Below are 25,591 nucleotides of genomic sequence, written 5' to 3'. Positions count from 1 at the left end.
TTTTTTTCTTGATTATAGCATTGTTTTCCTGATAGGAGTACTCACTGTTTAGTGGCTAAATCAGATGTTTCCAGTCATTTTGAAAAAATCCTTATCCAGAGTTTTAAAAATTACTGAAGCATTAAGGCGGCAATCATATTATATTTACTTCGACAATCTAAGCAGCTTTTCGCTATAGAGGTGTAATTTTTGCTAGTTTTAGGAATTATTGTTTAATTTTCCATCTCAATTTGAAGTACAGATACTCATAGAGTGCCAATTTTCGCTTTTCAAAATTAAATAAAAGAATAGCTACTATCAATCCTAAAGAGCTTAGGATGAGATATAAAATTAGTGCTGTATAGGGTGAAATCATTCCCACCAATCCAGTTACAATAAAAATTGAACTGATTATTATGGTGTAAATAAGAAACAAGCCCCAGGTTCTTTTTTGATTTTTTATAGTGAAATAAGCAAAATAAAACTGTTCCACATCCATTTTGAAAATCTTCTGAACCTCTTTTGCTGGTCCATATTTATTAGTTATTATTTGCTTCTTTAAAGATGTCCCCAACATAGTCTCAACTCTTTTTTTTTTAACAGCAGCCATCATATCCTCCATCGGGTAAATCATTTCATGTTTTTAAATCAGAAAAATTGATTGTTATTACACCTATAATTTGGTTTTTATTCACCAGACCATAATCACGACTATCAGAACTGTACTCTCGATTATCCGCTAAGACGAAATATGCTTCTTCCGGTATCTTCGAAGCCCCAGAGATATCTATGAGACTAAAATCCTTCGTAAAATTTCCACCAGATTGTTGTGCCTCATTAATTTGATTGATTAAAAATCTTTCAACAACCATCTCTCCGTCCACATACAAGCTATCATTTATATATTGAATATCTTCCTTTGGCAGACCTATTACTCTTCTAATCTGATAAGTAGTACCACGTTTTATTAGAACCAAGTCAAAGCGCTGAACACTTTTCTCTTTTTTTATCAGCACCAGATCTCTGTCCCTTAAAGTCGGCACCATACTATACCCGTTAACTCGATAAATTTCAAAAAAAACCGAACTAACAAATATACATGTAATCAAAGTCATACTGAATATAATAAAAAGCACTTTAAAACGCTGTTTTGACCTACTAACCTGCTTTTTCTTTGATAGCGAGTTTTGAGACTTAAATCTTTTACCTTTTTTTCTTGTTTTTCTTTTAGGGCGTGTTAACGGCTCCTTACCTTTGCTTTTAAGAAATTCAGCTTTGCTACTTTTTTTAAGCAAAGCTGATTTTTGCGGGACTGTCTGAGCATTTGATTTATTTTTTCGCGTTTTGTGCTGCTTAGCTGAACCAACCGCTTTTTTCGGCCTTTTCCTCAGCTTCTTTCTATTCTCCATCGGAATTTTCACTAGCCTCATTTTCTAGTGCCTCTTGGTTGACGCTATAATAGTCAAAAGCTTTACTTTCAAGTTCTTTAAGTCGGTCTATATCACCTTCATAGGTGACAACCAGCTCACTATTATTGTAAAATTCTGTCACCTGACGACTTGCGTTCATTCCAAGTTCTCCTAGTGCTGCGTAATACCTATTTAAAACAGTTTGACCGTCTGCGGTATTTGCCGAACTCGCTGTCTTACTCGCATAGCTTGCTAGATTAGTCGCTAAATACCGGATATCTCTATTCACCGTATCCGCTTCTTCTGTTGCATTTGCGGCATCATTTATTTTTCCTTCAAAATCACGCAGTAACAAATATGACCGTACAACCAAATCGGAATCTTCCGTAGATAAGTTGGTGGATTGATAATAGCTAAGGTAGGCTGTTCCGCCACCAAATAGTAGGGCCAAGAAAGAAAAAAAGACGACCATTTTTACATCTTTTTTTCTTTTTAAATAGATTCTTTTTCTTACTACCCGCCATCTTTTTTTTAGTTTAGAATTTTTTGGGGGAGAACTCGGAATACCTGCCAGCTTTTTTGTTTGTGATAGCATCGCTATAAAAAAATAAATAGTGAAAAAAATCAGAATCAGTGTAATTGAAATTCCAATGATGACACCCCATTCTATGATAGACATCATATCCCCCCTGAATTGTGAATTCTGTTAAATAGTGACTAGGATTTCTTTTTGGATTTTTTAGCCAACTTTTTTTTCTTATTTTTTCTTCTTGTTACAATGAAAAAGATGATTCCAACCAAGGCAATAAACCCTATTACAATCGTAGCAATCAAGCGCCAGTCAATTCCTCTTTCTTGGACCAAGCCTGCATCTCTTTCATTATATTCATTTGCTTCTTTTTCAGAAATCTCAAAATTTTCATGCCATTCCCACTTCTGATCCCCAATATAAGCATTTACGTGGGCAGTGTATTGTCCCGGCTCCATCTGGCTGCCAGCCATGCTGATTGGGAAGTCTATGAAGCTATTGGGGGCCATCCGCATTGTCGTTCTTCGTGTTTCCCACAAGACTTCATTTGAACTCTCTGCCGTAATTTGAGCGTCTACCGTTAAATTATTAACATAGGTTGCAACGGTATTTGAAAAACTAACAAAAATCGTATTTCGATAATTTTGCTGACCAGCATAAGCTTTGTTGAATTGTAAATCAGGTTGTAAATCATTATTCCCTTCCCTCAACAAAATGGAAACTGCATATGCATATTTATTATTCACATAGGACCCTGCTTCGGAATCAGAGCCTTCTGTCTCATCAATAATTCTTTGCATCGTAAGGCCACCCGCAATCACACCATCATAAGCTGTTTCGGGCATTTGAATTGAAATATCTAATTGTTTAGTCTCACCAGCAGCTAAATCAATCGTCTCTGGTACGGAGACCAGCTGATTAAAATCAAACTGCAGCGAGGGATCCTTTTCGATATCTGGACGATTATACTCAATCACGCCGTTATTGTTGGTCTTTGCAGCATTAAGTTTTAAACCAACTTTTATAGCTTCTTCTCCCGGATTAGTCAGTGTCATCGATATAACCTGCTGTTGGCTTGGATTCATAGCTAAATCATAGTAGCCTAAACTCGAATCTGTTTGATTTTCTGGAAGCATAACTTGATAATTAAAGCCTGTCGCTGAACTACCATTACCTTGATCAGCAGTGGCCAAAGCTTTCTCATTACCCATTGTTACGCTAATCATTCCTATAACGAATAGAAAAAAGAGTTTTACAAATTTTTTTATATGTCTAAACATCATTGCTGTCATACCACCTTCAAAATAAATTGTCATGAATATATGTATATGTTTACAAAACTAATGAGCTGATGAGAGATGCTCTCATCAGCTCATAAAATAGTAAAACCAAAGAGCTTAAATTATGCTAATGCACCAATTGTCCAAGTGATATCAGCAGTATAATCTCCTAAGACCATTGATGAAGCAGTTGCTGCTGGTACTGTTAATGTAACAGCTTTGTCATCAGTCTCTTTAGTACCGGTCATCCCTAATACTGTATTAGCGCCTGTGTAGTCTTTACTTTGACCAAATTCTAAAACATAAACCCCGGCACCACTGCCTTGAGCAGCAGACACAACGGTAATCGAATTGCCAGCACTTGCAGTAGAATCATAGCCCAATGCGTCTAATGATGTAGACATTGTGCCTGGTGTTGCCATATTGTCTGCCCGAGTTTCCATGATTCCATAGTTGTATTTGATTGTCGCGCCGTCTAATTTTTTAGTAGTATCAGTTTTCAGTTCAAAGGGTCTAGTAATTTGAGCGGTTACTGTGTAACCAGCGTTTGTACCACGAGTATCACCAAATTGAACTAAAGCTCCACGAGTTTCTGTGGTGGCACCAGTGTCATCAGTTTTAGTCACTAAAGCAGCCGCATTTGCAGTTACTGCTTTAGAAGCCGTTTTAATTGTTCCAAAATTTAATTTTGAAACGTTTGTAATCCCTAATGTGCCTGGATCTGTTCCTGGAGTGATTTCTGGATTATCCGGATCAATATCTTTACCTGGATTTTCTGGGTCAACGATTGGATCTGTAGGATCTAAATCACCCGCTTCAACCGTCACCCGGCCTTCAGAGATTGCAGAGTGAGTTTGAGTTGCTGCACTAGCTAATACTGGAGCTGTTGCCCCTACAGCAATGACTGATAATAAAGTTGTTGCACATAAACGTTTGAATTTCATTTTTTATTTCCTCCTAATAGTTCTTCCTTTATTACAAAAGAGGGATTCCTCTATTTGCCAAAAATATTAATTTGTGGGACCAGCAGTAAGAATCCATGTCAATGTCGTGGAATATTTTACTGGCTGAATTTTAGTTGTCTTTGGAACACTCAAAGTAATCGCTGAATTACTGTAAGCTGGTTTATTGAAAACTCCATCAATTACCGGATTCCCTGATTTATCAACTAAAGGTGATAATGTGTTCGGTTGGTTATTTTTATTTCCGCTCGACGCACCAAATTCAATTGTCCAAACTCCAGTGCCTGCTCCTTTAGAAGAAGTCGCTACGGTATACGCCGAGTTCATTTCATTAATCGCGATTGTGTCGCGAGTAACGAGGGGAGCTTCAGCCGTACTGACGGAGTTCGCCCAGCCATGATCAAAGGATAAGCTGGCTCCCTTCAGTTCTTGGCCATCTGTTGATTGAATAATTGAGTTACTAAATTGATGGTCTTGTGAGACCTGCAATTCCCAACCACTGGAGTCTCCGCGGCGATCAGTAACTTGAATGTAATACCCTCTTGCATCTGTTTCATCATGAAACAACTGGGCTAAAGAGGTATATACTCGATTTTCTTTAGATAAATCATTTAAGCCAAATTTTAATTCCGATACGAAATCAATTCTTAAAGGTCCCTCAGTCGAAGGCGATTCTCCTGGATCCACCTCATTTTCAGGATTCTCCGGATCAACTGGATTCGTCTTACCGGTATCCTCAACAGAAACAGACCCCTTTGAAACAGTACTATGGGCCAAGACGGATTGATTCCCTCCCAAAAAGAAAATAAGAAAAGTTAGCAAAGTAGCAAAAGCCATGAATGATTTATGATATTTTTTAACCATTTCCCTCTGCCTCCTTTTTTTTCTTATAACGCAAGAAGACTATCAATAAATTAAACAGTATCAATCCCCCGCCGATGAAACTAAAATTACGTACGGTTTCACCAGTCTGCGGAAGCTTGCCACCAGATTCTTTTCCCGTTGGCTCTGAAGAAGTGGTACTACTTTCAGAAGTTGTGGTTCCTTCGTAAAACGTAATCCCACCATCTACCGTGACCTGACCACCTGCATCTTTTGCGGCGTGAACACTCGCAACCTGTACTGTAAAGCCCAACAGCAGAACCAAACAACTGAGGAAAACCAAAAATCTTTTATTTTTCATCCTACTAACTCCCCCTATGGTCCTGCTGCAATCGTCCAAGTAATTTCTGCTGAATAACTACCGATATTAGAAATCGTCGTTTTGGATGGATCGGCTACTAGCTTCAAGCCCGGTGTGGTCGCGGTCGTCCCCCAAGTGCTAGAAACATCGACACTGCCTCCACTAGGATTAACGACAATGTCTGACGCATTGGTATCCAATGTGATATCCGTACCATCTTCGGTAATATAATGGAGCGCCTCATTCATAATCGATTGGGTACTATTATTTTTCATCTCTTTACTTAGCTTGGCGGTTAATGTCCAGCCACCTTTGCTTCTAGAACGTGTATCCAAAATTGAAAGACTCTCATTCCCTAAGTTAGGATTGTCTACACGTTTTACAGTCGAGTCATAAATAATATTGCCAAAATCGATAACACTCGGTGCTGATTTAATAATCAGAATCCCATCGAAAACGTAAGTTACTTCATCTCCATTACCTGTAATGGTTACTTGTTCAGAGCTTGGACGTTCCTCTAATTGATAGTTTTGCGTTTCAATTAAAGCAATTGCATCTAATACATCTTGCTCTTTTGTTAAATCAACGACTTGATTCAGGCTTCCAGAAATAACAACCTGCTCATGAATCACTTCACCGTCAAGATTTTTGAAATTAACTGTCAAGGTATTGTCTAAAATAGGATTAGTTTCAGACTTGTTTGAAGCAATCTCGAAGGTTTCATCAGATGCTGTTTTCCCTGATAGATTAGCTGTGTTGACGATGGTACGACCAACTGCTTTTCGGTTCACAGAAACATTAAATGATAGGATTATCTTATTCTCACCGGTACTGGTTACTGGCAAAATATCTCCCAGCGAAACACTCAATTTCCGTGTCTCAGCGTCAAATGTACTAGCAGCACTTACACCGTTGATTTGAACATCAGCACTAGAGCTGTCAAAGTCAAGACCTTCATCTAAAATGTCAGTTAACACCACATCAGACCATAAAATACCGCTGCCTTCCGCCTCATCGTTAGTCACTGCGACAGAATACCGCAAGACTTCACCTGTTGAGACATTGGCTGCCCCGCTCGAAATAGTAAAACTTTTTTCCGCAGATGCAGTATCAATAATCGACTTCTCAACAGTATAAGTGGCAGCCGGATTGAAGGTGGCATCTCCGTAGTTTAAAGCATTATCGGGATTGATATTTCCTATCGAATCGTTAGTAGCTGGAGCTACATTTTTTAAACCTGTAGGAGCAAGGCCGGCATCGTCTTGTAAATACACTGTGACTTTATCTCCAATAGTTAGCTTATTTGGCAGAGTAATTGAAAATTTTCCGTCAGCGCCAACAACAGCAGTCGAACTGAGTAAGCTTCCGTTAACTTTAACGAGAACGTTTGCTCCAGCCTCTGCACCTTCACCCTTCAAATACAAGTCGATATCTGTTACTTTTCCGCCATTGATTTGGACCGGCTCAGGTGGTGTGATATCAAATACTGGCAATGATGCCGTAGTATCAGAAATCAACTTGCCACGTGTGGCTACTGCACTTAAAATCGTACCCGCTGAATAAAAATTATCGACTGTTGTGGAAATATACCCATTCGCATCAGTTACTAAATCTTTTTCATCAGAAGAAACCGAATCTGTTACTTTCACTGGTAAGCCAGAGTTTGCAAACACGTCAATATAATGTAAATCACCATTCTCATCTAACCCTGTATTATCCGGCACAGAGCCTAGTCGAATACGAGCTAAGTTTGACAGATTTTTATCCGCATCTGTCAATTGATACTGCCAGAGAACATCAGGTTTGGAATTTAATCCTGAAATCCGTGAAACATTACTTCTGGTGTTCGTTTTAATCGCCGAAAGCTTAGTTTGTAACTCTGTTTCACTAGAAGTTGGAACATTTAAATCCTGATAAATAAAACTTGTAACATCCGGATAATCAAAGTTTGCGTTACCAAATATATCTGAGCCAACTTGCCAGAAGGACAAATTACTATTTATTACGTTAAAAGAATTCACTTTGCTTCGATTAACTTGGACGGCATCTTGAGACCCAGTGTTTCTAATGTCAAATTGCAAAGGCGAGTCCAATGTAATCTTGTTATTACTACTATTCGTTGCTTCACCTAAAGTAATCAAAGCATCATTTCTACCGGTACTCCCGATGACAAAGAAGGAAGAACCTGGCTTAAAATTAATCGATAGATTTGTAGCATAGCCACTATTAAATGGAATACGTCCTTCGTTTCTACCAACGATTGTTGAATCGCCACCCAACGTCGAACTATCCCGCAAACTAATGTCAGAAGCCAAGCTGGTTAGTGTAACTACTGAGCCATTTTCAGCGGTCATTGTTTGGCCATTTCCGTGAAATTGTAAAGATGAGCCTGGTACTGTGGCGGTAAATTTACTGTTCTCACCAACATTAATTTTGGAAAAATATTGATAGATAGCTGGATAGGTTGTGTTACTAAGACTCCCAACGTTTCTCAACTTGATATCGCAATTCGCGCCAATATCAAACTCTGAACTACCCGTGTCAGTTGGCTTTGTATTATGTCGATACCAGATTACTGAATAGTTTTGCTTCGTTATATCCCCATAATATTCGGTTCCATCTTCAAATTTCATACCACCGGTGTAGAAATTTTCACCCCATGTACTAACCTTGTTTTTTCCATAAATAGTGACTTGGCCTCTAGTGAAACGTGCCACACGTTCTGTATCACTCTTAGGTACAACAATATTTCCCAATCTTAATGTCCAATTTTTTGTATAACAGTTCGCATCAGTTGGCGTATAGTTGGGTAGTCCAAATATGGATGAAGAAGCAGCCGTGGTTCCCGTACTATAATTAGAGATGATGACATCATGGACATGAAGCGTTGCATTAGTTTCACTAGCAGCTGGATTTACAACTCCTAAATAGGTCCTGCCTATATAAAGTTGATAATGGTCATAATCATCTACTGGATTTGGCTTCGTGCCATCAATTTCAAGAGACGTGGAACGCTGGGTTTGAATATTATTTGACGCAGAAGTATCTGCTCGGATGATGTCATTATTTAGCTTGATTTTCGTAACGTTTGGATCTTCATAGGCAGTCTTAAAGCTACTCCAATCAGAAACCGTGACTTCTGTCGCACTGACCGCAGATGGCCTAAAAAATAAGCTAAGTCCCAACAACAAACCTAGAAAAAGAACACTAAATAATTTTCTTTTTCTGTTTCTCATATTTTCACCTCCCTTCATTGCTTAAATCTTAAGTGACATTCTCTAACCCAGGATATGAAGGTCATCTCCATTCAAAAATCCTGTTGTGGCATACTCTTTTAAGAATGAAACTACTTAGGTTTACTCAACTAGCCTTACAGGGATATAATCTTGAAAAAAAGTTTCAGAGAGTGTATAGCCTTTTTTCCAATGGGTGATTAAATAGGAACTATTTGATTCTGATAAATTGATAATATTGTTTTTCTCCATCTTTACTCGAATTCTGCTGATAATTTGAGAAAGCTGTGCTAAATTTGATGAAGAACTTGAGTTCCAAATATGCGAGGCTAGACTTTTTCTATCAATATAGTCCCCCTCTGAATCAACCAATACCCGAAAAACTTGTCGCTCCTTGGCAGACATTGATGATGTGAAGTTTTCATAGTATAGTTTTTTATCCCCATGTTGAAAGTTCTGTTTTTGATGCAAATATTGATCTGCACTATATTTTTTTTCTATAACTTCAGCTTCTTCTTTTTTTGATAGAACTTCTCTTAATGTTTTTAATGAACAATCCTTATCAATATAATCAATTGAATGGCACTTCTGAGACTCTATCGGTGCATTGTCATCCCCTTCAAAATTTTCTAGTCGCAAAAATCTGACATTTTGAAAACCAATGCTCAGTATCGTCTCAACTTCTTCTTCACTAATACTTGAACTGATAATTACGAGATTAAAGATTGGTGTAATCTTTATTTTGAATCCCAATAAAATTTCATTGAAAATTTGGGATGAGGAAAATACCTCATATCCTAAACTTTTTAATTTCTGTTCTAATTCCGATTCGACTAGGATGTTTTTAGTCAAGATCATGATAGACTTCAAAAAATCAACTTCTTTCTAAAATAAATATATTGTTTACTCTTTTTAATCCATCTGTACAAATTACATATAGTTCAGCTTTACAGTTGTTACTTCACAAAAATTAAAATTTAAAACAAAACAGAAGGAATGAATGTTTGTTATTATCGATTTTTTTGTTATAATATTGTAGGCAGACTGTTTTAATCAGCCCTTTTCAAAAAACAGCTGGTTATTTTTCTCAATTCTCTCACAATTGAGAATTTTCCTTTCAAAGGGCTTATTCTGAGAGTTTTTTTTGCTTTTTGACCATTCTCTCTGACGCTTAATTATTCTCAGACAATTTCTAAAAGAGTATCCAATTGGCTGATTCCTTTTCTTCTGGTCTCCATTAAGGAACCCGCATAGGTATCCAAAGTCATCTTCGTTGACTGATGTCCTAGTATTTTGCTGAGACTCGCAATATCCATTCCCTGCTCCAAGCAACGGGTGGCGAAGGTGTGCCTTAATGTATGAAAATTGATATTTTCCAAATTGGTCTCTTCTAAAATTCTTTTAAAGCGATTGGTAATGGTTCTAGGTTCTGTTAATCCCTTTGATGATTCGATTACATACTCCGATGCTGCGTTTTTTCTTTTTTCTTGTAGATAATTTTTCAAATTTTTAGCAATCGGAATTTTTCTAATTGAGCTAGCCGATTTCGGACTACCAACTGTTAATTCGGTTTTGGTTTGAACTGAGTCAAGGGTGAAAATTCTTGAGACAGTCCTTCTGATATAGATCATGTCTTCATCAAAGTCGATATCTTTCCATTGCAAACCGCTAATTTCGCCAATGCGCATCCCAGAATACAAGGCAATGATAATAGCTGAACAGCCTGACTCTTTTAAGGCGGTGCATTCCAATTTTTTTTGCTGGGCTAAGGTTAGGGTATTAACCTCATGCTTGACAAGTTTAGGTAATTGCACGCCATTGGCGGGTAATTCGCGAATATAACCTTGTTGATACGCATCAACTAAAGACTTCTTGACAACATTGAAAATATTTCTGACAGTACCAGGAGCTAAATCCTTCTCCTGCAGCTCCTCCAAGAACTTATCAATTTTCTTCGAGGAAATCTCATCTAACAACAGTTCGCCAATAGAAGGGTTGATATGTACTTCAACTAGTCGCGAATAAATTGACAGAGTAGTTTTTTTCACCCTTTTCTTTTCAATCTTGTCTATCCAATAAGTTAGCCATTCAGAATATTTTTCTGCCTTTATAGTTCGCTTGCTGATAGTAAAATCACTAATTTGCTCGACTTTTTTTTGAAGTAGTTTTCTTTTAACGTCTTCATATTTCTTTCCATAAATAGAAGAGTATTTAGCTTTTCCTGTGGTTGTTCGAGAAGAAATATAGCGACCTTCCCAACGTCCATCTTTTCTCTTGTAGATATTTTCACCTTTTCTGGCCATAGTAATCCCACTTTCTTTTGACGATTTAATTGACGGAAAACAACAATAAAATAAAGCAGCCTGCAGTTAAACTGAAGAAAAGAATCATTTTTTAATAATATTTCTTTGCATTAAAAATAAAATGTGCTACAATATTTTGTATCACAAAGGTTATCAAAAATAATCCTTATCAATACCCTTTCTCAATTGTGAGAGAATTGAGAAAATTACATTCATGAAAATATTATGATTCATATTGAAGTCATATTATAGCCTTCAAAAAGAAAGTTTGTTGCCTGTTGGAGTAACATTCTTGTTGATTTGAGTAATTTAATACATAAAAAAAACAGTTATTTTATCAATTGAAAAATAACTGTTTTTGTTTTGTTTTTTTCTGCAACTAGAAAAAAGTTTCTTCTATTGTGAATCAATGTAGCAGAAGTCTAATTTACTTTTGAACCTCGATGGAAAACTTTGTAACTTTGTTTGACTAAAGTAGATTAAAATAACAAGCTTTCTATCCTTTAAGAGCTCTCAATATCGGCTGGTACTTTTTTATTTTTCTCTGATATTTAAAAAAAATCAAACTAATCTGCATGTCTGACCCTACTTTTTTCTGTGACTTTTCTCTCAGCAATTTTTATATTTTAAATCTGAATAGAGTTAACTTTACTGAGCTTGAAGTTAAACTTCAACAATACTTATTTTTTACAAAAACGACACCTAAGCTATATAACATTGACTTCAAAAAAGCTTTTTTTTGAAAAAAAGTTTGAATCCACTTAAATTGTTATCGATAGGGGTGACAGAATGAAATATGATGCTAATGTGTTTATCATTGAGGATGAACTGGCTCACAGAATGGCGATTTCCAAATGCTTGCTTGATTTTACTGAGAAGAGTGAATACATAAACCTGTGTATTGATGATACCCTCAACTACATCCAACTTTATCGCGATGTTGCGAATTTTACCATCTGTGACAATGATGTCTTTCTTATTGATATTCATCTTAATACGGATTTCACTGGCATTCAGTTGGCCAAATTATTACGTGGGAGGAACTCAAATGCTTTTATCATATTTCTGACAAGCGATGATACTTTGAGTCAATTTTCGATAAATCAGCAAATTTATCCATCTGGTTATCTTACAAAAAATATCTCTGAAAATATCATGACTAACGATGCACTATTCCCTATTTTAAATGAAATTCAAAATACCATCTTAAACAGACTTGAAAAAAACGTGGTAATTGAACTAAAGACGTCAGAAGGCATAACGCTCGTTAACCCTTTTGATATTTCTTACATTACAACGGTCTCAGGCCTGCAAAAAAAGACGGTTGTGAAAACTAAGGATATTGAGTTTATCGCAAATGAAAGATTAGTTGATATCAGAAAAAAGCTCAATTCACCTGCATTTTTTAATTCTCTTAAATCGTATATAATTAATCTTTTAATGATTAGCTCACTTAATCAAAGCCAAGGGATGATTTATTTCAAAGATAAGCGGGAATTGTTTATCGGCTCAAGACACATCGCTAAATTGAAAAAACGTTATAAAAATTTGGAGGTATAGAGAGGCTGTTCAGACAATGGATTATCCAAATTTATTCAGATTAATGACTATGAGCCACCTTTGGCTGCTCCTCCAGTGCGACTATGAGAGACTGCTACCTAAGAAAAAAACAGCAATCTTGGCGTTGATGCTCGCGATTATCTTTTTGACTTCATTTATGTCCGTTTTTTACAGCTTACTAGTGTTATATGTTTATTTTATTTTGAAATTTTACTTAATTCGGACTTCCTTTAATACTTGGCTCGTGTCGGCATACTCTTCCCTTAGAAGCGGCCTGATTTATTCGATAGTCTGGTTAGTCACCTACAGCATTTCAAGAATCTTCTTTGGTAGCAATATTCACGATGGGGATACCCACTGGCCTGTATTTATCCCCCTCCATCTAGTCTTGCTAATTCTGCTAACGCTGATTTCAAATAAGGTTCACAAAAAATATCACCTGACTCAACGATTTATTGCGATAAAAAAAAAGTATCTCCAATACTCGATTATTAGTAGTGTTGCTTATGTTATTCTTTTTGCGATTAACCAGTATTATATTTACCGAATGACATTTTCTGCAATCGTTTTGAGTTTTGCATTGATGATTGTCACCGCCTTACTTTTGACAGCTTTTACAGTGGTGTTTTCAACTTTTTCTACCAATGATCCAAAGAATGATTATCTCGATAGCTCAATTGTTTCGATTAATAAAAGCTATAGTGAATTACAGAACTTTCGCCATGACTACAAAAATATTTTGATTAGCTTATCACAATACTTAGAAAATGATGATATAGAAAGTGCCAAAGATTATCTAGCAAAAATCGTTGTCTATTCCAATAAAATAATTGATTCTAAATACTACTCCGTTACAAATCTAAATAATTATCCATTGCAAGCTTTAATCATCTCTTTTATTAATCGCTTAGAGTTGGTCAAAGACGTGTCAGAATTAAACTTGAGAATTGAAAAAATTAATCAAGAATTTACTGTTGAAGTAATTGATCTTGTGCGGTGTCTATCAATTCTTTTGGATAATGCCTACGAAGCCATCCTGCCAGATGAGTATACAACTATCTGGATAAAAATTTTTCGCACTAAAAATGCGCTAGTTTTTGAGGTCAAAAATACCATTCACGAAAAAGTCTCCCTTGAAAAAATCTTTAAGAAAAATTTTACGACGAAAACCAATCATAGTGGTCGAGGGCTCTACTCTTTAAATCATATTATTGCAGACTACACTAATCTAGATTTCCAAATAGAAATCAAGGCTGATACTTTTTCAGCTAAAATTATTATGTCAGTTTAACTCAGCTAGCTTTTAGTTAGGCATTCGCATTGAAAAGCCCAGCTTACCTAAAAATGTATCTGATGCCCAGAACTGGCTTATTAAAAGTAAAAAATGCCGGTGTTAATAAAATTTTAACTTAGCTAAGAGCAAACTTGAATTGCCCAATAGAATTTCCTGGTAAAATAAATTGTGAAAATATTCTTTTAGTCTTTAGTCTTTTTCCTTGTGTCATTCAGGTATGCTTGGGCAATTTATCAAGACTTTTCTATTGCAGACTGTAGATTTAGCAGCACAATTTATAATTCACCAACCAAAGGAGGAGCTCAAAATTAAACAGCAGTTAAAAGAAATCTTTATTATAATTCCCGCAATTATCCTCTTTGCTTTTTTGATTTTGCTGGCGGATCGCAGCGGCAAACTGGGGGTTTTAGGTACCCTGATTACCCTTTTAATTAACCCAAATAATTATGAATTACGCTATGGCAAGAAAATCAAAAGAGCCTTAAAATTAAAAATTATTTACCTGCAGGATGTGCTACTGAGCTTTTTTTGTAGCTGTTATATCACCTACATTATAACCCACAACCTCAGCAATCAGCTGTTGAGAATTATTTTGGATTTAAGTCTGCCCAGCTGCTTTTTTATCATCATCTGGCTCTATGTCAGAGTTTTGGTTCCCAAAGTCATTCATCATTATAACAATCTGAGTGAGTAAATTTAGGCTTCTCCCGAAACATTAAGGTGCAAATGCCTCATCTGCTTTTAAAAAAAGTAAAACTTTGCCAGACTAAAAAATCTCCTTTAATTTTTTATCTAGACTTCTTGAATTATCTAGCTTGGAAAATTTTGCGTTTCTAATTAACCAGAAACTTTGCTTCTTTCAAATTTTCCTAGTACAATATCTATGTTTTGAAGGAATCCGTGTACTGAAAGGAAGTCAATCATGTCAAAAAATTTCTGGGCTGATTTGCCAAAGCCCTTTTTTATCTTAGCACCAATGGAAGATGTCACAGATGTTGTCTTTCGCCATGTTGTCAAAACGGCGGGGGCACCGGATGTTTTCTTTACGGAATTTACTAATTCTGATAGCTTTTGTCACCCTGAAGGCATCGACAGCGTGCGAGGCCGTTTAGTTTTTACTGAAGATGAACAACCGATGGTAGCGCATATTTGGGGAGACAAACCAGCATTTTTTAAAGAAATGAGTATCAGCTTAGCCGAGATGGGTTTTCAGGGAATTGATTTAAATATGGGTTGCCCGGTTCCGAATGTGGCCGAACGGGGCAAAGGCAGCGGCTTGATTTTGCGGCCTGAGGTGGCGGCTGATTTAATTCAAGCTGCCAAAGCTGGCGGTCTGCCAGTGAGTGTGAAAACCCGCATTGGCTTTGAACAAACTGCTGAACTGGAGCCTTGGATTACCCATTTGCTGCAACAAGATATCGCAAATCTTTCCGTTCATTTAAGAACGAGAAAAGAAATGAGTAAAGCAGCCGCCCATTTTGAATTTATTCCCAAAATTATCGAGCTGCGGGATAAAATCGCTCCGCAAACTTTGATCACAATTAACGGCGATATTTTAGATCGACAAATGGGCCTAGCCTTAGCTGCAGAATATGGTGTCGACGGTATAATGATTGGTCGGGGGATTTTTAAAAGTCCCTACGCTTTTGAAAAAGAAACACAGGAGCACACTCCTGCTGAATTAATTGGGCTGTTAGAGCTGCAGCTTGATTTACAAGATTATTATGCACAGCTCGTTCCCCGCTCAATTGTGGGCCTGCATCGCTTTTTCAAAATATATGTCAAAGGCTTTGCCGGGGCCAACGATTTACGGGTTCAATTAATGAATACTAAATCAACGGATCAGGTTCGTGAGATTTTAGCCGCTTTCCATCAAAGCAATCCAGAAATTTTCGCTAAATAAACTAAGGTTGTTCCGAGTTTCCTCTACCCTATAGAATTTTCTTCTTTAGAATAGTAGGAAAACTCAGAACAACCTTTATTTTTCCTCTTTCACCTCAACCCATAATTTATAAAATTCTTGCTTACCGAGATTTGCATCCTCTACTGCTGCAAATAAATACCGACCAAAAATTGTTGCCCCAATCTGATAGCCCATTTTTTTTATAGCCGTTAGCTGGCTGTCTAAATCAGTTAGCGCTACCTGCATATCTGTCATCGTCAATAAACAAGTGACAAATGTTTTAGCGGCTGCCTCTTGGCTGGTTAAAATCACCCGTTGCGCTTCATCATTTTTTAGACTGTGAACAACGCTGCCTGAATAAAAGGCTTGCTTAGCTGCCTTAAAATAAATTGCCGAATTATAAGAATCCTCAATAAAGAGCTGAGTGCCTTCAATTTCACTGACGGCAGAGTCAATCAAATACTGAATATCTGGTTTCTCCAATTGATATTGGTGGTCTTTTAAATAATTGTATTTTTCAATGTGTTGCATATTCGTATCAATTTTCATAACAGTTTTCTCAAGATTTTGAATTTCTGTCAGCAGGTCCTCACGTTTATTTTGCAGGACTTCTTTCATATTTGCTGAGCTCATCTGGTCGATTTTCCTTAACTGTTCAATTGCAATCCCTAACTTGCGATAAAAAACAATGTCACCAATCTCCAATAAATCTTTAATTGTGTATTGCCGATAGCGGCTGGAGGCATCTCGAGTAGAGCTTATCAAGCCCTCCGATTCCCAATATCTTAAAGAAGATTTTGCGACATTAAAAATTTTTGCAACATCATCAATCGAAAAAATTTCCTGCATCTCAGTCCTCCTGAATTTTTTTTAGAAAAAACCTTGACATTAAAGCTACTTTAAAGTTTAGACTAGAGCTACTGGGAAGTAAAGACCTTCCAGAAAAATTTCATTTTTTGATTTTCAAACCTGTTGCCGGCTGCTAGTACTACAAGTGGTTCGCTGGTATTTTACTCGAATGAAAATCAAGCTATTTTTTTGCAATGGCTTCATTGCAAATCAATCAGGAGGATATCATGTATTTATTAAAAGAGTTTTCTAAAAAGAATAAGGGCTTATTGGCAATCAGTATTTTCTTTATCACCATCACCACCTTTGCGACACTCATTATTCCCTTTTTAGTCGCCCATATGATCAACGAGGGAATTTTGTTAAAAGATGCCGGAATGGTTACAAAAGTCAGTATTCAGATGGTCTTTATCTTGATTTTGGGAACTTTGGCGGGTATTTTAGGCAGTTATTTTTCAGCAGACTTTTCGGCAAAATTTGCCAAAGAAAATCGCCAACAGCTGAGCCGCAGCATCCAAAGATTATCGATTAAGCAAGTCGATGATGTGGGCGTGGCCTCATTGGTCACTAGAATGACCAATGACAATGTCAATGCTCAACAAATTATTTTGACCTTTTTGCAGCTGATTTTGCCGAGCCCGATTATGTCGATTTTTTCTTTGATTTTAACGATTCAAATCAATCCGTTGCTCGCGCTGATTCCGCTTTTTTCAATTGTGATTTTTGGAGCGGCGATTTATGTCACTATGAGCCGTTCCGTGGAAAATATTATCCAGATTCAAATTAAAATTGACCGGATGACTTTAGTTCTACGGGAATTTTTCACCGGCGTTCGAATTATTCGAGCCTTTGACAATTCCCATAAAGAGCAGGAACGTTCAAATAAAACCTTTGAAAGTTATACCGATAATAATATTGCAATAAACAAGCACTTCTCCATTTTAACGCCCTTAGCTTTTTCTTTGATGGTGATTGTCATGGCTTTAATTATTTGGTTTGGCTCGCAGCTAGTCTCACAAAATGCTTTAGCGGTCGGCAGCATCACAGCACTAGTCGAATATACCGTCACGACGATTTCGACCTTGATTACTTCAGCTTTAGTATTGTTCCAGTTTCCAAAAGGGATTGCTTCAATTAAACGTATCAGTGAAATAATCACTATGGAAAGCAGCATTTCAGATCAAAAAGATCAAGCAACTGGTGTCAAAAAATTAGCTAAAACAGCAGGTGTTTCAATTCAACAATTAGAGTTTAAACAGGTTGATTTCCGCTATACCGGCGCCGAAGAGAGCGTCTTGAAGGATATTAATTTTTCGATTCGCGCTGGCGAAACGCTCGCGATTGTTGGCGGCACGGGTTCCGGCAAAAGCTCTCTTTTAAAAGTTTTGTTGCGTTTAGAGGACACTACCGGCGGTGAAATTTTAGTCAATAATATCAACACCCGCAAACTGCCTTTAAAGGAACTGCGGCGAAAAATTGCCTACATTCCGCAAAAGGCCTTCCTATTTAGCGGCACCATTAAGGACAGTTTGCAGTTTTCAAATCAAGACTTAGGGATGGATAAAATTATTGAGGTAGCTAAAGTGGCGCAAGCCCATGATTTTATCACTTCGACGGCTGAACAATTCAATGCTCCGGTAGCCCAAGGCGGCACCAATTTTTCTGGCGGGCAAAAACAGCGGCTAGCAATTGCCCGTGGATTAGCTAAAGAAGCGGACATTTATATTTTTGACGATAGCTTTTCAGCCTTGGATTATGAAACAGATGCCAAACTGCGACATCAACTGAAAACTTATCTAAAAAATAAAATAGCAATTATCGTGGCTCAACGCTTAAGCACGATTGCCGCTGCCGATAAAATTGTTGTCTTAAATGAAGGCCAGATTGTTGGAGTTGGCCAGCACAAACAATTGCTTCACGAAAATAAATACTATCGTGAACTCGCCTTAACTCAAGGCCTGATTACTGATGGAGGAAAGAAAAATGTTGTTTAATAAACGAAAAAAAATTCCCAAAACAGCCTTAGCGGATACCCCAAAAGATACAAAGCGGGCCGCCTTGTTGTTCTGGAAACTCTTAATGGAAGAAAAAGTTAAGGTTGTGACGGTCTTTTTCTCAAATGTCATTTCCACGGTTCTCTACATGCTAGTGCCATGGATTGCTGCAATATTAATTGATAAAGTGATTGCCGTGATGAGTGACGGCAGCATTTCAAATAAATGGGCCGCCATTCAAACAGAGATTATCAGTGGCATTATCGCTTTGGCAGTCATTGGTCTTTTAGTTTTTATCATGAACTATTTCCAAGAATATGTGATTGCCAGTGTTTCAGAGAATCTCAGTCTCTCGCTACGGAAAAAGCTGACGGAAAAAATGACGAAGCTGCCGATGAATTTTTATGATACAACCCAGGTCGGTGAGCTTTTAAGTAAAGCCACCACCGATATTGACAAGATTTCTGATATGATTGTCACCGGTTTTAATCAGATGGTCTATTCAGTCGTCTGTATTCTCTTAGGTATTGGAATTCTCTTTACAATTCGGGTGGATATGACCTTTGTAATTTTAGCCGTTTTAATTTTAGGCGGCGTGGGCACGGCGATTATTTCAAAAATTAATAATGAGCTTTTTGAAAAGCATATGGCCACCCTGAGCGCATTAAGCTCTACCACAGAAGAAACATTGGCGGGAAATTTAGTGGTCAAGGTCTACGGTCAAGAGGAACGTTTCATTCAAACGATTGACCAAGACATTGAAGCCCAGTATCAAGCCAACAAATTTTCTCAGTTTGTCGTCTACTCGATTTATCCGGCAATCCGTTTTATCAACCAAATCGCCTTCATTCTGGCGGCTTTAATTGGTGCTAATTTAGCTATTCAAGGAATTTTAACAGTGGGCTTGGTGCAGGCTTTCCTGCAATATGTCACTCAAATTTCCGAGCCGATTACAAACTCTTCTTATATGATCAATTCATTTCAAGGAGCGCTAGTTGCAACCGAAAGAATTTATCAAATCTTGGATTTACCAGAGGAAGTGCAGGTTAGCGATGACGAATTAATCACTTTGGATCAACCAAAGGGTGCCATTCAATTCGACCATGTTTCCTTTAGTTATACAAAGGAAAAACCTTTAATGAAAGATGTCAATGTAGCCATTAAAGAAAAGCAAATGGTGGCAATTGTCGGTCCTACCGGTGCCGGCAAGACGACGCTTGTTAATTTGCTGATGCGTTTTTATGACGTCAATGCCGGACAAATTACCTTTGATGGCCAGCCGATTACCAAGCTCTCTCGGAAAGCGTTGCGCCGCAATTTTGGTATGGTTCTACAGGATACTTGGCTCTTTCATGGCACGGTTGCCGAAAATATTGCTTACGGCAATCCCAAAGCAACACAAAAAGAAATCGAAGCCGCTGCAAAATTAGCCCGCTGCCATTCCGTTATCAAAAAGTTACCAGAAGGCTATCAGACAATCATCTCAAGTGAAGGCAGCACCTTATCCCAAGGTGAGCAACAATTGATTACCATTGCTCGGGCCATTTTAACTGATCCTCGCGTGATGATTTTAGATGAGGCGACCTCAAGTATTGATACGAAAACTGAAAAAGATATTCAAACGGCGATGAATCAAGTGATGCAGGGCCGGACGAGTTTCGTGATAGCCCATCGTTTGTCGACGATAAAAAATGCCGATTTGATTCTCGTGATGGACAAAGGCAATATCATCGAACACGGTACCCACAGTCAATTGCTCAGCCAGCCTTCTCTGTATGCCCGTCTTTATAATAGCCAGTTCCAAGCCTAAATAAAATGCAAAAAAATAGCCGCTGATTTTCAGAACAATTCTAAAAATCAGCGGCTATTACTGGTAAACACTGGGATTCGCTTTCTAACGAAAATTAATTTCACGAAAAAAAAGTTAGGCCGCAAGTAAATTTCTACACAAAATTTACTTGCAGCCTAACTTTTTTCATTATATTCTTGAAGAAAAGCTAAGGAGTATTGAGATGGAGACACAGTTGATTACAAAAAGAATTGAACATTTTAAAGACTATGGCAATTCTCTACCTGGGGCCAAGGTTTATTTTCGTGAGGACTGGGGTACGATTTATTTTGATTTATTAGGCAAACAGTTTGGCATGATGAGCCCAGAAGCTAGCGCTGAGAGCTTGATTACCTTAAAAAATCTTCCTGAAAAAAATGAAGAACTGCGGGAAATATATCCAGATATCATCATCCCGGGATATTATGCTAACAAAAAACATTGGAACTCGATTCGCTTAACGGCTCCTGAAATTTCCGATGAAATGATTGAAGCGATGATTAAGACTTCATATGAGTTAGTTTTCGCTAAATTAACGAAGGCCCAGAAGGCAGAATTAAATAGTTAGTATCAGTGCCGGCATTTTGAAAAAATTGCCGGTCTTTTTTATTTCAGCCCCACCCGCTGACGAATTTCTGCTAATCTGGGATAAAGAGATGGTCCTGGGCAGGCGGTCTCATTTCCCGGCGCATCGCAATGGCCTTCAATTATTTTAATATCATAGCGAGTCTGGATATCTTGAATTAATCTAACTAAACTGTCGACTGTCTCATCAGACACTAACCAATCAGGTTCCCCGCTGACATTGCAGCACTCAATGCCAATCGAACGACTATTTTCATCTTTCGCGTGCCATGCTCGTTTTTCTTCGTCAACGTAGGCCCGGATTTCGCCAGCCGGGCCGATGCCATAATGAGCAGATGCTTCCCGTTCACGCCAGACATCCGGCACACCGTCAAAATCGGTCATCGCCATATGATGAACGACAATCGTGTCGACCACGGTTCCTTCACGACTCCCCCAACGGACAACACCCCAATTTTCAAATTGATATTTTTCTGCTAATGAACTAACTGCCACGTTTGATTACCTCCTTTTATAAAAAAAGACTCAGCACAAAAGCCGAGCCTTGAGAAATCTCTTTATTAATTTTTGCTTCAGGCTTCTTCTTTTTTGATTTCAGCCAACAATTTTTCCATTTCATCCGTTAATGTCAGCTTAGCCAACATATCCGGGCGCCGCTGATAGGTGCGCCGCAAAGATTCTTTTAGCTGCCACTCCGCAATTAGTTGATGATTGCCGTTGGTTAAAACGGCCGGTACTGCCATGTCGTTAAAGACTGCCGGGCGAGTATACTGCGGGTGTTCTAAAAGTCCCGTCGAATGAGAATCGGTTTGCGCCGAGGTTTGATTGCCTAAAACCTCCGGCAATAAGCGAACCGTGGCATCAATCATCACCATCGCGCCTAATTCTCCGCCGGTCAAAACGTAATCTCCTAAAGAAACCTCATCTGTCACTAGACTGCGGATGCGCTCATCGTAGCCTTCATAATGGCCGCAGATAAAAATCAAATGCTCTTCATTTGAAAATTCCTCCGCCATTTTTTGGTCAAACTGTTTCCCGGCTGGATCGAGTAAAATCACCCGCTTTTTGGTCGCAGGATTTTCTTTTTGAATGGCTGCTAAATTATCATAAATCGGCTGAACTTTTAACAGCATGCCGGCACCGCCGCCATAAGGATAATCATCGACTGCCTGGTGTTTATTGTCAGAGAACTCTCTGAAATTAGATACTTTAATCTCCAATAAATCTTTTTCAACGGCCTTGCCGATAATCGACTCGCCTAATGGCCCTTCAAACATTCGGGGAAATAAGGTTAGCACATCAATCTTCATCGTCTAATAATCCTTCTGGTATTTCCACTTCAACTTCACCGGCTGCTAAATCAACTTTTTTAACAACTGATTCGATATAAGGAATCAGCGCATCCTTTTTCTTTGGCCGCTGTACGACCCACACATCATTGGCGCCGGGGGATAAAATTTCTTTAATTCTGCCGATTTCTTGGCCTTGACCATCCACGACTTTTAAGCCGATAATTTCGTGGTAATAAAATTCATTATCCTCCAACTCACCCATGTCAGTGGCAGCCACTTTTAGAATGCCGTCACGATATTTTTCCACATCGTTAATATTCGGGTGGCCTTCAAAACTTAAGATATCGAAGTTTTTATGCTTGCGGTGACTTTTCACCGTTAGTTCAAGCGGGGCTTTCTTTTCTTGAAACAAGGTTAAAACAGCGCCCTTTTGGTAGCGTTTCTCAGGAAAATCTGTTTGGGAAATCACCCGCACTTCTCCTTTGATGCCTTGTGTATTGACAATTTTTCCAACATTATAATAGTCCGTCATAAGCTTCCTCGCTTCTTTTATTATCTGCTATATTTTAGCAGAATTGAGCAGGGAATTCTAGGGTGAGTATCAAGACCCCTCTTACATTTCAATAAATGATTCTAGTAATCCCGCCCATTTTTCTGTAGAAGTAAAACGAACTCTTTTTCGATAGAATACTTTAAAAATTTTCCAGCCAAAAACGAATTGCTACACAAAAAAATTAATTTGCCATAGAAACCGCCATCTTCAAGCCATCTAAGTAATCGAGATTTTCAATTGTATAGACTACCGTTCCTTCTTGCCAGCTGATTGCCGTCATCGTGTAATCAGACACTGCCATATCAATTGTCACTTGGCCGTCAGTGTCGGGATCCGGCAGCAAGGCTGTCTCAAGATAATTGACGATTTCTTTGGCGATCGGTACGGGATCTTGATTGGCATTATTGTTGGCACGGATATTAAATGACCAGTTGCCTTCATCCCAAGCTAAATAAGTTGAACCGGCTGCTCCTTCTAAAAAGCCAGTAATGTTGTAACCCAAATCGACTTGGCTCGCCCCGTCAGCTGGAATTTTACTGACTGCTGCTTGAGCCTCGGCTGTTGTAGAAAAATTATCCTGTTTGAAGGCCGCAAAAGGCTGGGCAGCATTTAAATGATGATCATTCAATACATAGGCTTGAGGTAATTGATAATATAACACCGAAATATGATTTTCTTCAATATCCGCTGCAATATTTAAAAAATTGGTCTGATCATAGGGAATATCTGTTGGAAATAATTGGTTGGGATATTGCTGATATAATTCCGTCAGTGCCGACGTGTCTTCCGCCACTGTATTTTCACTAGAGCTTGAGACTGTCGTTGAGTCATTAGTTGATGTTGAACTTATTTCATTGCTGACACTTGCTTCTTCAGTTGTTGCTGTTTCTTGATTAGTTTCAGCCGAACAACCGGCCAATAAAATCAGTCCGCAGAGTAAAACGATTTTTTTCATATGACTTACCTCCTAGTCATTTATGATACGCTTCATTTATTAAGAGACCAAAAAAATCGCTTGCATTTTTTTCAGCGGTCATTTTTCTAACATCATAAAAAAACACCTGACTGTCTAGACAATCAGGTGTTTTCGTATTAGGATTTATCTACAATATTTAGTCGAACTCTCTTGGGGCCATTGGTGCGAACCGAATAGACGATAGTCCGGATTGCCTTGGCAACTCGACCTTGCTTGCCGATCACGCGGCCAATATCTTCAGAATCTACAGAAAGATTGTACTCATAAAAGTCATCTGATTCTGTAACTTCTAAATGAACCCGCTCAGGATGAGTGACTAATGGTTGAACGATTGTTAAGACTAATTCTCGCAAATCTTTCATTGAGACTCACCTTATTTCTTTGTAAATTTAGCTTCATGGTGTTTTTGCATTACGCCTTCAGTTGAAAGCAAATTGCGAACTGTATCAGAAGGTTGCGCACCTTTAGATAACCATTCTAAAACTAAATCTTCTTTTAAAACTACTTCTGCAGGGTTTTTCAAAGGGTTGTAAGTACCTACAGTTTCGATGAAACGTCCATCACGAGGAGAACGAGAATCTGCTACGACGATACGGTAAAAAGGTTTCTTTTTAGAACCCATACGTTTTAAACGAATTTTAACTGCCATTTTTTAATTACACCTCCATTAACTTAATCACAAAAGCTAGTTTAACAGGTTTCTACGACCTTGTAAAGAGTTTTTTCTTGACACCTCAAAATTAATTAAAAAAACTCTCAAAAAGCAGCCGCCTGTGCTAAAATAAAAGGACCTTGGCAGGGGCAACTCCTCAAGTCCGAGGAGTACCTTTGAGTAGTTTGCTGATTAGCAGACTACTCTTTTTTAAAATAATTAAACTGAGCTATTTCACTAAAGCCTAAACTTTGATATAGATGTTTAGCTGGACCGTTATCTTTTTCCACTTCTAAATAAAGGGGCAGCTGATATTTTTTCAAGCGATTTATCATCGCTGCTAAAAATAAGCGGCCCAAGCCTTGACCTCGCACCTCTTCTTTGACGACAAACCCATAAATTCCTAGCCGTTCTTTTCCATGGTCGACCCGCATTGACGCTAAAACCTGCCCGCCTTTTTTCAAAAGATATGTTTTTAAGATATCCGCTTTAGAAAAAATATTTTCTGCTGTTTCAGCATCCGGCTGCCAAAATTTCAGAATGGTTAAATCATCTGCAAGAGTGGCCGGCAGGATTTCATACTCTTGCGACAATTTCGTTTCAGTAAAGGCTGCCAATTTTTCGATATCTAAAATCATTGCCAATTCTGTGAAGGCATATTTAAAACCCGCTTGGCGGACAACTTGCTCTTGTTGGACATCCTTTGCCTCGACAATTACTAGAATACTTTTAATCACTGGCGACTGACATGCAGCTAAAACAGCCGCTAATAATTTTTCAATGATTGTTTCATCATTAATTGTAACTAGTGTGATTTCACTTTCACTAGGATCAAACTGGCTTAAAACTCCCAGGCCTAAAATTTCCTCGGCAGCTTCTGCCACGAAATAATTGTACTGCTCACTTTCTCCCTCAACTAGTTCTTCTAATTTATATTCCTGCTGAAATTTTTGTTTCATCTTTTTAAGAAACTCGGTCAGCTTTTGCTGCTGGGTGATTGTTAAGGCAGCAATTTTTTTAATTTCCAAATTTTTTCTCTCCTCGCTAGTTTTACAAAAAATTTTTCCACTTAATTTTCGGACACTAAACGCTGGTAAACCAGCATTTCCAAATTTATTTCTCCTTCAAAATAAATTTCCTTACTTTTTGTAAGTCGTTTTGTTTGAATTATTTCCGATTCTTTTTTATTATAGGTTCATAGCAAAACAACAAACAAAAAACAGGGGG

25 protein-coding genes are annotated in these 25,591 nt (G+C 38.0%); 7 read left to right on the top strand and 18 right to left on the bottom strand.

Features of this window, described 5'->3' with window-relative positions:
- Window positions 1-205: 205 nt before the first annotated feature.
- From ACYSNU_RS11020 to ACYSNU_RS10975, 10 genes are all read right to left on the bottom strand, one after another.
- Entirely contained in the window at window positions 206-589 is a 384-nt protein-coding gene (locus ACYSNU_RS11020) for a hypothetical protein (RefSeq protein WP_461737255.1), read from the bottom strand.
- A 25-nt stretch (window positions 590-614) separates the two neighbouring features.
- On the bottom strand, window positions 615-1,409 hold the full coding sequence (gene lepB, locus ACYSNU_RS11015; protein WP_461737254.1) for a signal peptidase I: 795 nt from the start codon (window positions 1,407-1,409) through the stop codon (window positions 615-617).
- Complete coding sequence (locus tag ACYSNU_RS11010; RefSeq protein ID WP_461737253.1) at window positions 1,378-2,067, bottom strand: hypothetical protein; 690 nt, start codon at window positions 2,065-2,067, stop codon at window positions 1,378-1,380. Before ACYSNU_RS11010 ends, lepB begins: the two co-directional genes overlap by 32 nt.
- A gap of 38 nt (window positions 2,068-2,105) precedes the next feature.
- Window positions 2,106-3,209 (bottom strand): DUF916 and DUF3324 domain-containing protein, encoded by a 1,104-nt coding sequence (locus tag ACYSNU_RS11005; RefSeq protein WP_461737252.1) that lies wholly within the window; start codon window positions 3,207-3,209, stop codon window positions 2,106-2,108.
- A gap of 110 nt (window positions 3,210-3,319) precedes the next feature.
- Window positions 3,320-4,141 (bottom strand): WxL domain-containing protein, encoded by an 822-nt coding sequence (locus tag ACYSNU_RS11000; RefSeq protein WP_461737251.1) that lies wholly within the window; start codon window positions 4,139-4,141, stop codon window positions 3,320-3,322.
- A gap of 66 nt (window positions 4,142-4,207) precedes the next feature.
- Window positions 4,208-5,023 (bottom strand): WxL domain-containing protein, encoded by an 816-nt coding sequence (locus ACYSNU_RS10995; RefSeq protein WP_461737250.1) that lies wholly within the window; start codon window positions 5,021-5,023, stop codon window positions 4,208-4,210.
- Window positions 5,016-5,342 (bottom strand): LPXTG cell wall anchor domain-containing protein, encoded by a 327-nt coding sequence (locus tag ACYSNU_RS10990; protein ID WP_461737249.1) that lies wholly within the window; start codon window positions 5,340-5,342, stop codon window positions 5,016-5,018. The genes ACYSNU_RS10995 and ACYSNU_RS10990 overlap by 8 nt, the downstream gene beginning before the upstream one ends.
- A 14-nt stretch (window positions 5,343-5,356) precedes the next feature.
- Window positions 5,357-8,578: a pectate lyase-like adhesive domain-containing protein gene (locus tag ACYSNU_RS10985; RefSeq protein ID WP_461737248.1), complete on the bottom strand. Its 3,222-nt coding sequence runs from the start codon at window positions 8,576-8,578 to the stop codon at window positions 5,357-5,359.
- 120 nt (window positions 8,579-8,698) lie between these two features.
- Complete coding sequence (locus tag ACYSNU_RS10980; RefSeq protein WP_461737247.1) at window positions 8,699-9,445, bottom strand: winged helix-turn-helix domain-containing protein; 747 nt, start codon at window positions 9,443-9,445, stop codon at window positions 8,699-8,701.
- Between the two features lie 311 nt (window positions 9,446-9,756).
- The gene (locus tag ACYSNU_RS10975; protein WP_461737246.1) at window positions 9,757-10,878 is read right to left on the bottom strand and encodes a tyrosine-type recombinase/integrase; all 1,122 of its coding nucleotides are present in this window, start codon (window positions 10,876-10,878) and stop codon (window positions 9,757-9,759) included.
- Window positions 10,879-11,667: 789 nt separating this feature from the next.
- Between ACYSNU_RS10975 and ACYSNU_RS10970 the strand changes: the two genes are divergently transcribed.
- From ACYSNU_RS10970 to ACYSNU_RS10955, 4 genes are all read left to right on the top strand, one after another.
- Complete coding sequence (locus tag ACYSNU_RS10970; RefSeq protein ID WP_461737245.1) at window positions 11,668-12,438, top strand: LytR/AlgR family response regulator transcription factor; 771 nt, start codon at window positions 11,668-11,670, stop codon at window positions 12,436-12,438.
- A 16-nt stretch (window positions 12,439-12,454) separates the two neighbouring features.
- Window positions 12,455-13,729 (top strand): sensor histidine kinase, encoded by a 1,275-nt coding sequence (locus tag ACYSNU_RS10965; protein ID WP_461737244.1) that lies wholly within the window; start codon window positions 12,455-12,457, stop codon window positions 13,727-13,729.
- Between the two features lie 250 nt (window positions 13,730-13,979).
- A complete protein-coding gene (locus ACYSNU_RS10960; protein ID WP_461737243.1) occupies window positions 13,980-14,426 on the top strand; it encodes a hypothetical protein in 447 nt (148 codons plus the stop codon).
- 228 nt (window positions 14,427-14,654) lie between these two features.
- Window positions 14,655-15,635 carry a tRNA dihydrouridine synthase gene (locus ACYSNU_RS10955; RefSeq protein ID WP_461737242.1) on the top strand — a complete coding sequence of 327 codons (981 nt, stop codon included), beginning with the start codon at window positions 14,655-14,657 and terminating at the stop codon, window positions 15,633-15,635.
- Between the two features lie 75 nt (window positions 15,636-15,710).
- Here ACYSNU_RS10955 and ACYSNU_RS10950 read toward each other — a convergent pair whose 3' ends face one another.
- The gene (locus ACYSNU_RS10950; protein ID WP_461737241.1) at window positions 15,711-16,484 is read right to left on the bottom strand and encodes a MerR family transcriptional regulator; all 774 of its coding nucleotides are present in this window, start codon (window positions 16,482-16,484) and stop codon (window positions 15,711-15,713) included.
- A gap of 227 nt (window positions 16,485-16,711) precedes the next feature.
- Here ACYSNU_RS10950 and ACYSNU_RS10945 point away from each other — a divergent pair, with 227 nt between their 5' ends.
- The 3 genes from ACYSNU_RS10945 (at window position 16,712) to ACYSNU_RS10935 (ending at window position 20,874) form a co-directional block, all read left to right on the top strand.
- Window positions 16,712-18,478 carry an ABC transporter ATP-binding protein gene (locus tag ACYSNU_RS10945; protein WP_461737240.1) on the top strand — a complete coding sequence of 589 codons (1,767 nt, stop codon included), beginning with the start codon at window positions 16,712-16,714 and terminating at the stop codon, window positions 18,476-18,478.
- Window positions 18,468-20,288 carry an ABC transporter ATP-binding protein gene (locus tag ACYSNU_RS10940; protein WP_461737239.1) on the top strand — a complete coding sequence of 607 codons (1,821 nt, stop codon included), beginning with the start codon at window positions 18,468-18,470 and terminating at the stop codon, window positions 20,286-20,288. Before ACYSNU_RS10945 ends, ACYSNU_RS10940 begins: the two co-directional genes overlap by 11 nt.
- A 202-nt stretch (window positions 20,289-20,490) precedes the next feature.
- Entirely contained in the window at window positions 20,491-20,874 is a 384-nt protein-coding gene (locus ACYSNU_RS10935) for an MmcQ/YjbR family DNA-binding protein (protein WP_461737238.1), read from the top strand.
- Window positions 20,875-20,912: 38 nt separating this feature from the next.
- On the opposite strand, the gene ACYSNU_RS10930 is transcribed toward ACYSNU_RS10935, so the two are convergent.
- From ACYSNU_RS10930 to ACYSNU_RS10900, 7 genes are all read right to left on the bottom strand, one after another.
- Window positions 20,913-21,386: an N-acetylmuramoyl-L-alanine amidase gene (locus ACYSNU_RS10930; RefSeq protein ID WP_461737237.1), complete on the bottom strand. Its 474-nt coding sequence runs from the start codon at window positions 21,384-21,386 to the stop codon at window positions 20,913-20,915.
- A 77-nt stretch (window positions 21,387-21,463) separates the two neighbouring features.
- The gene (gene trmD, locus ACYSNU_RS10925; RefSeq protein WP_461737236.1) at window positions 21,464-22,201 is read right to left on the bottom strand and encodes a tRNA (guanosine(37)-N1)-methyltransferase TrmD; all 738 of its coding nucleotides are present in this window, start codon (window positions 22,199-22,201) and stop codon (window positions 21,464-21,466) included.
- Complete coding sequence (gene rimM, locus ACYSNU_RS10920) at window positions 22,191-22,715, bottom strand: ribosome maturation factor RimM (protein WP_461737235.1); 525 nt, start codon at window positions 22,713-22,715, stop codon at window positions 22,191-22,193. The genes trmD and rimM overlap by 11 nt, the downstream gene beginning before the upstream one ends.
- Before the next feature lie 202 nt (window positions 22,716-22,917).
- A complete protein-coding gene (locus ACYSNU_RS10915) occupies window positions 22,918-23,691 on the bottom strand; it encodes a hypothetical protein (RefSeq protein WP_461737234.1) in 774 nt (257 codons plus the stop codon).
- 137 nt (window positions 23,692-23,828) lie between these two features.
- Complete coding sequence (locus ACYSNU_RS10910; RefSeq protein WP_461737233.1) at window positions 23,829-24,074, bottom strand: KH domain-containing protein; 246 nt, start codon at window positions 24,072-24,074, stop codon at window positions 23,829-23,831.
- Window positions 24,075-24,085: 11 nt separating this feature from the next.
- Window positions 24,086-24,361 carry a 30S ribosomal protein S16 gene (rpsP, locus tag ACYSNU_RS10905; protein WP_265460143.1) on the bottom strand — a complete coding sequence of 92 codons (276 nt, stop codon included), beginning with the start codon at window positions 24,359-24,361 and terminating at the stop codon, window positions 24,086-24,088.
- Window positions 24,362-24,564: 203 nt separating this feature from the next.
- Window positions 24,565-25,392 carry a GNAT family N-acetyltransferase gene (locus ACYSNU_RS10900; RefSeq protein WP_461737232.1) on the bottom strand — a complete coding sequence of 276 codons (828 nt, stop codon included), beginning with the start codon at window positions 25,390-25,392 and terminating at the stop codon, window positions 24,565-24,567.
- Between the last annotated feature and the right edge of the window lie 199 nt (window positions 25,393-25,591).

Source organism: Enterococcus sp. LJL120, assembly GCF_054871765.1.
This window is presented reverse-complemented; position numbering and strand designations above follow the sequence as displayed.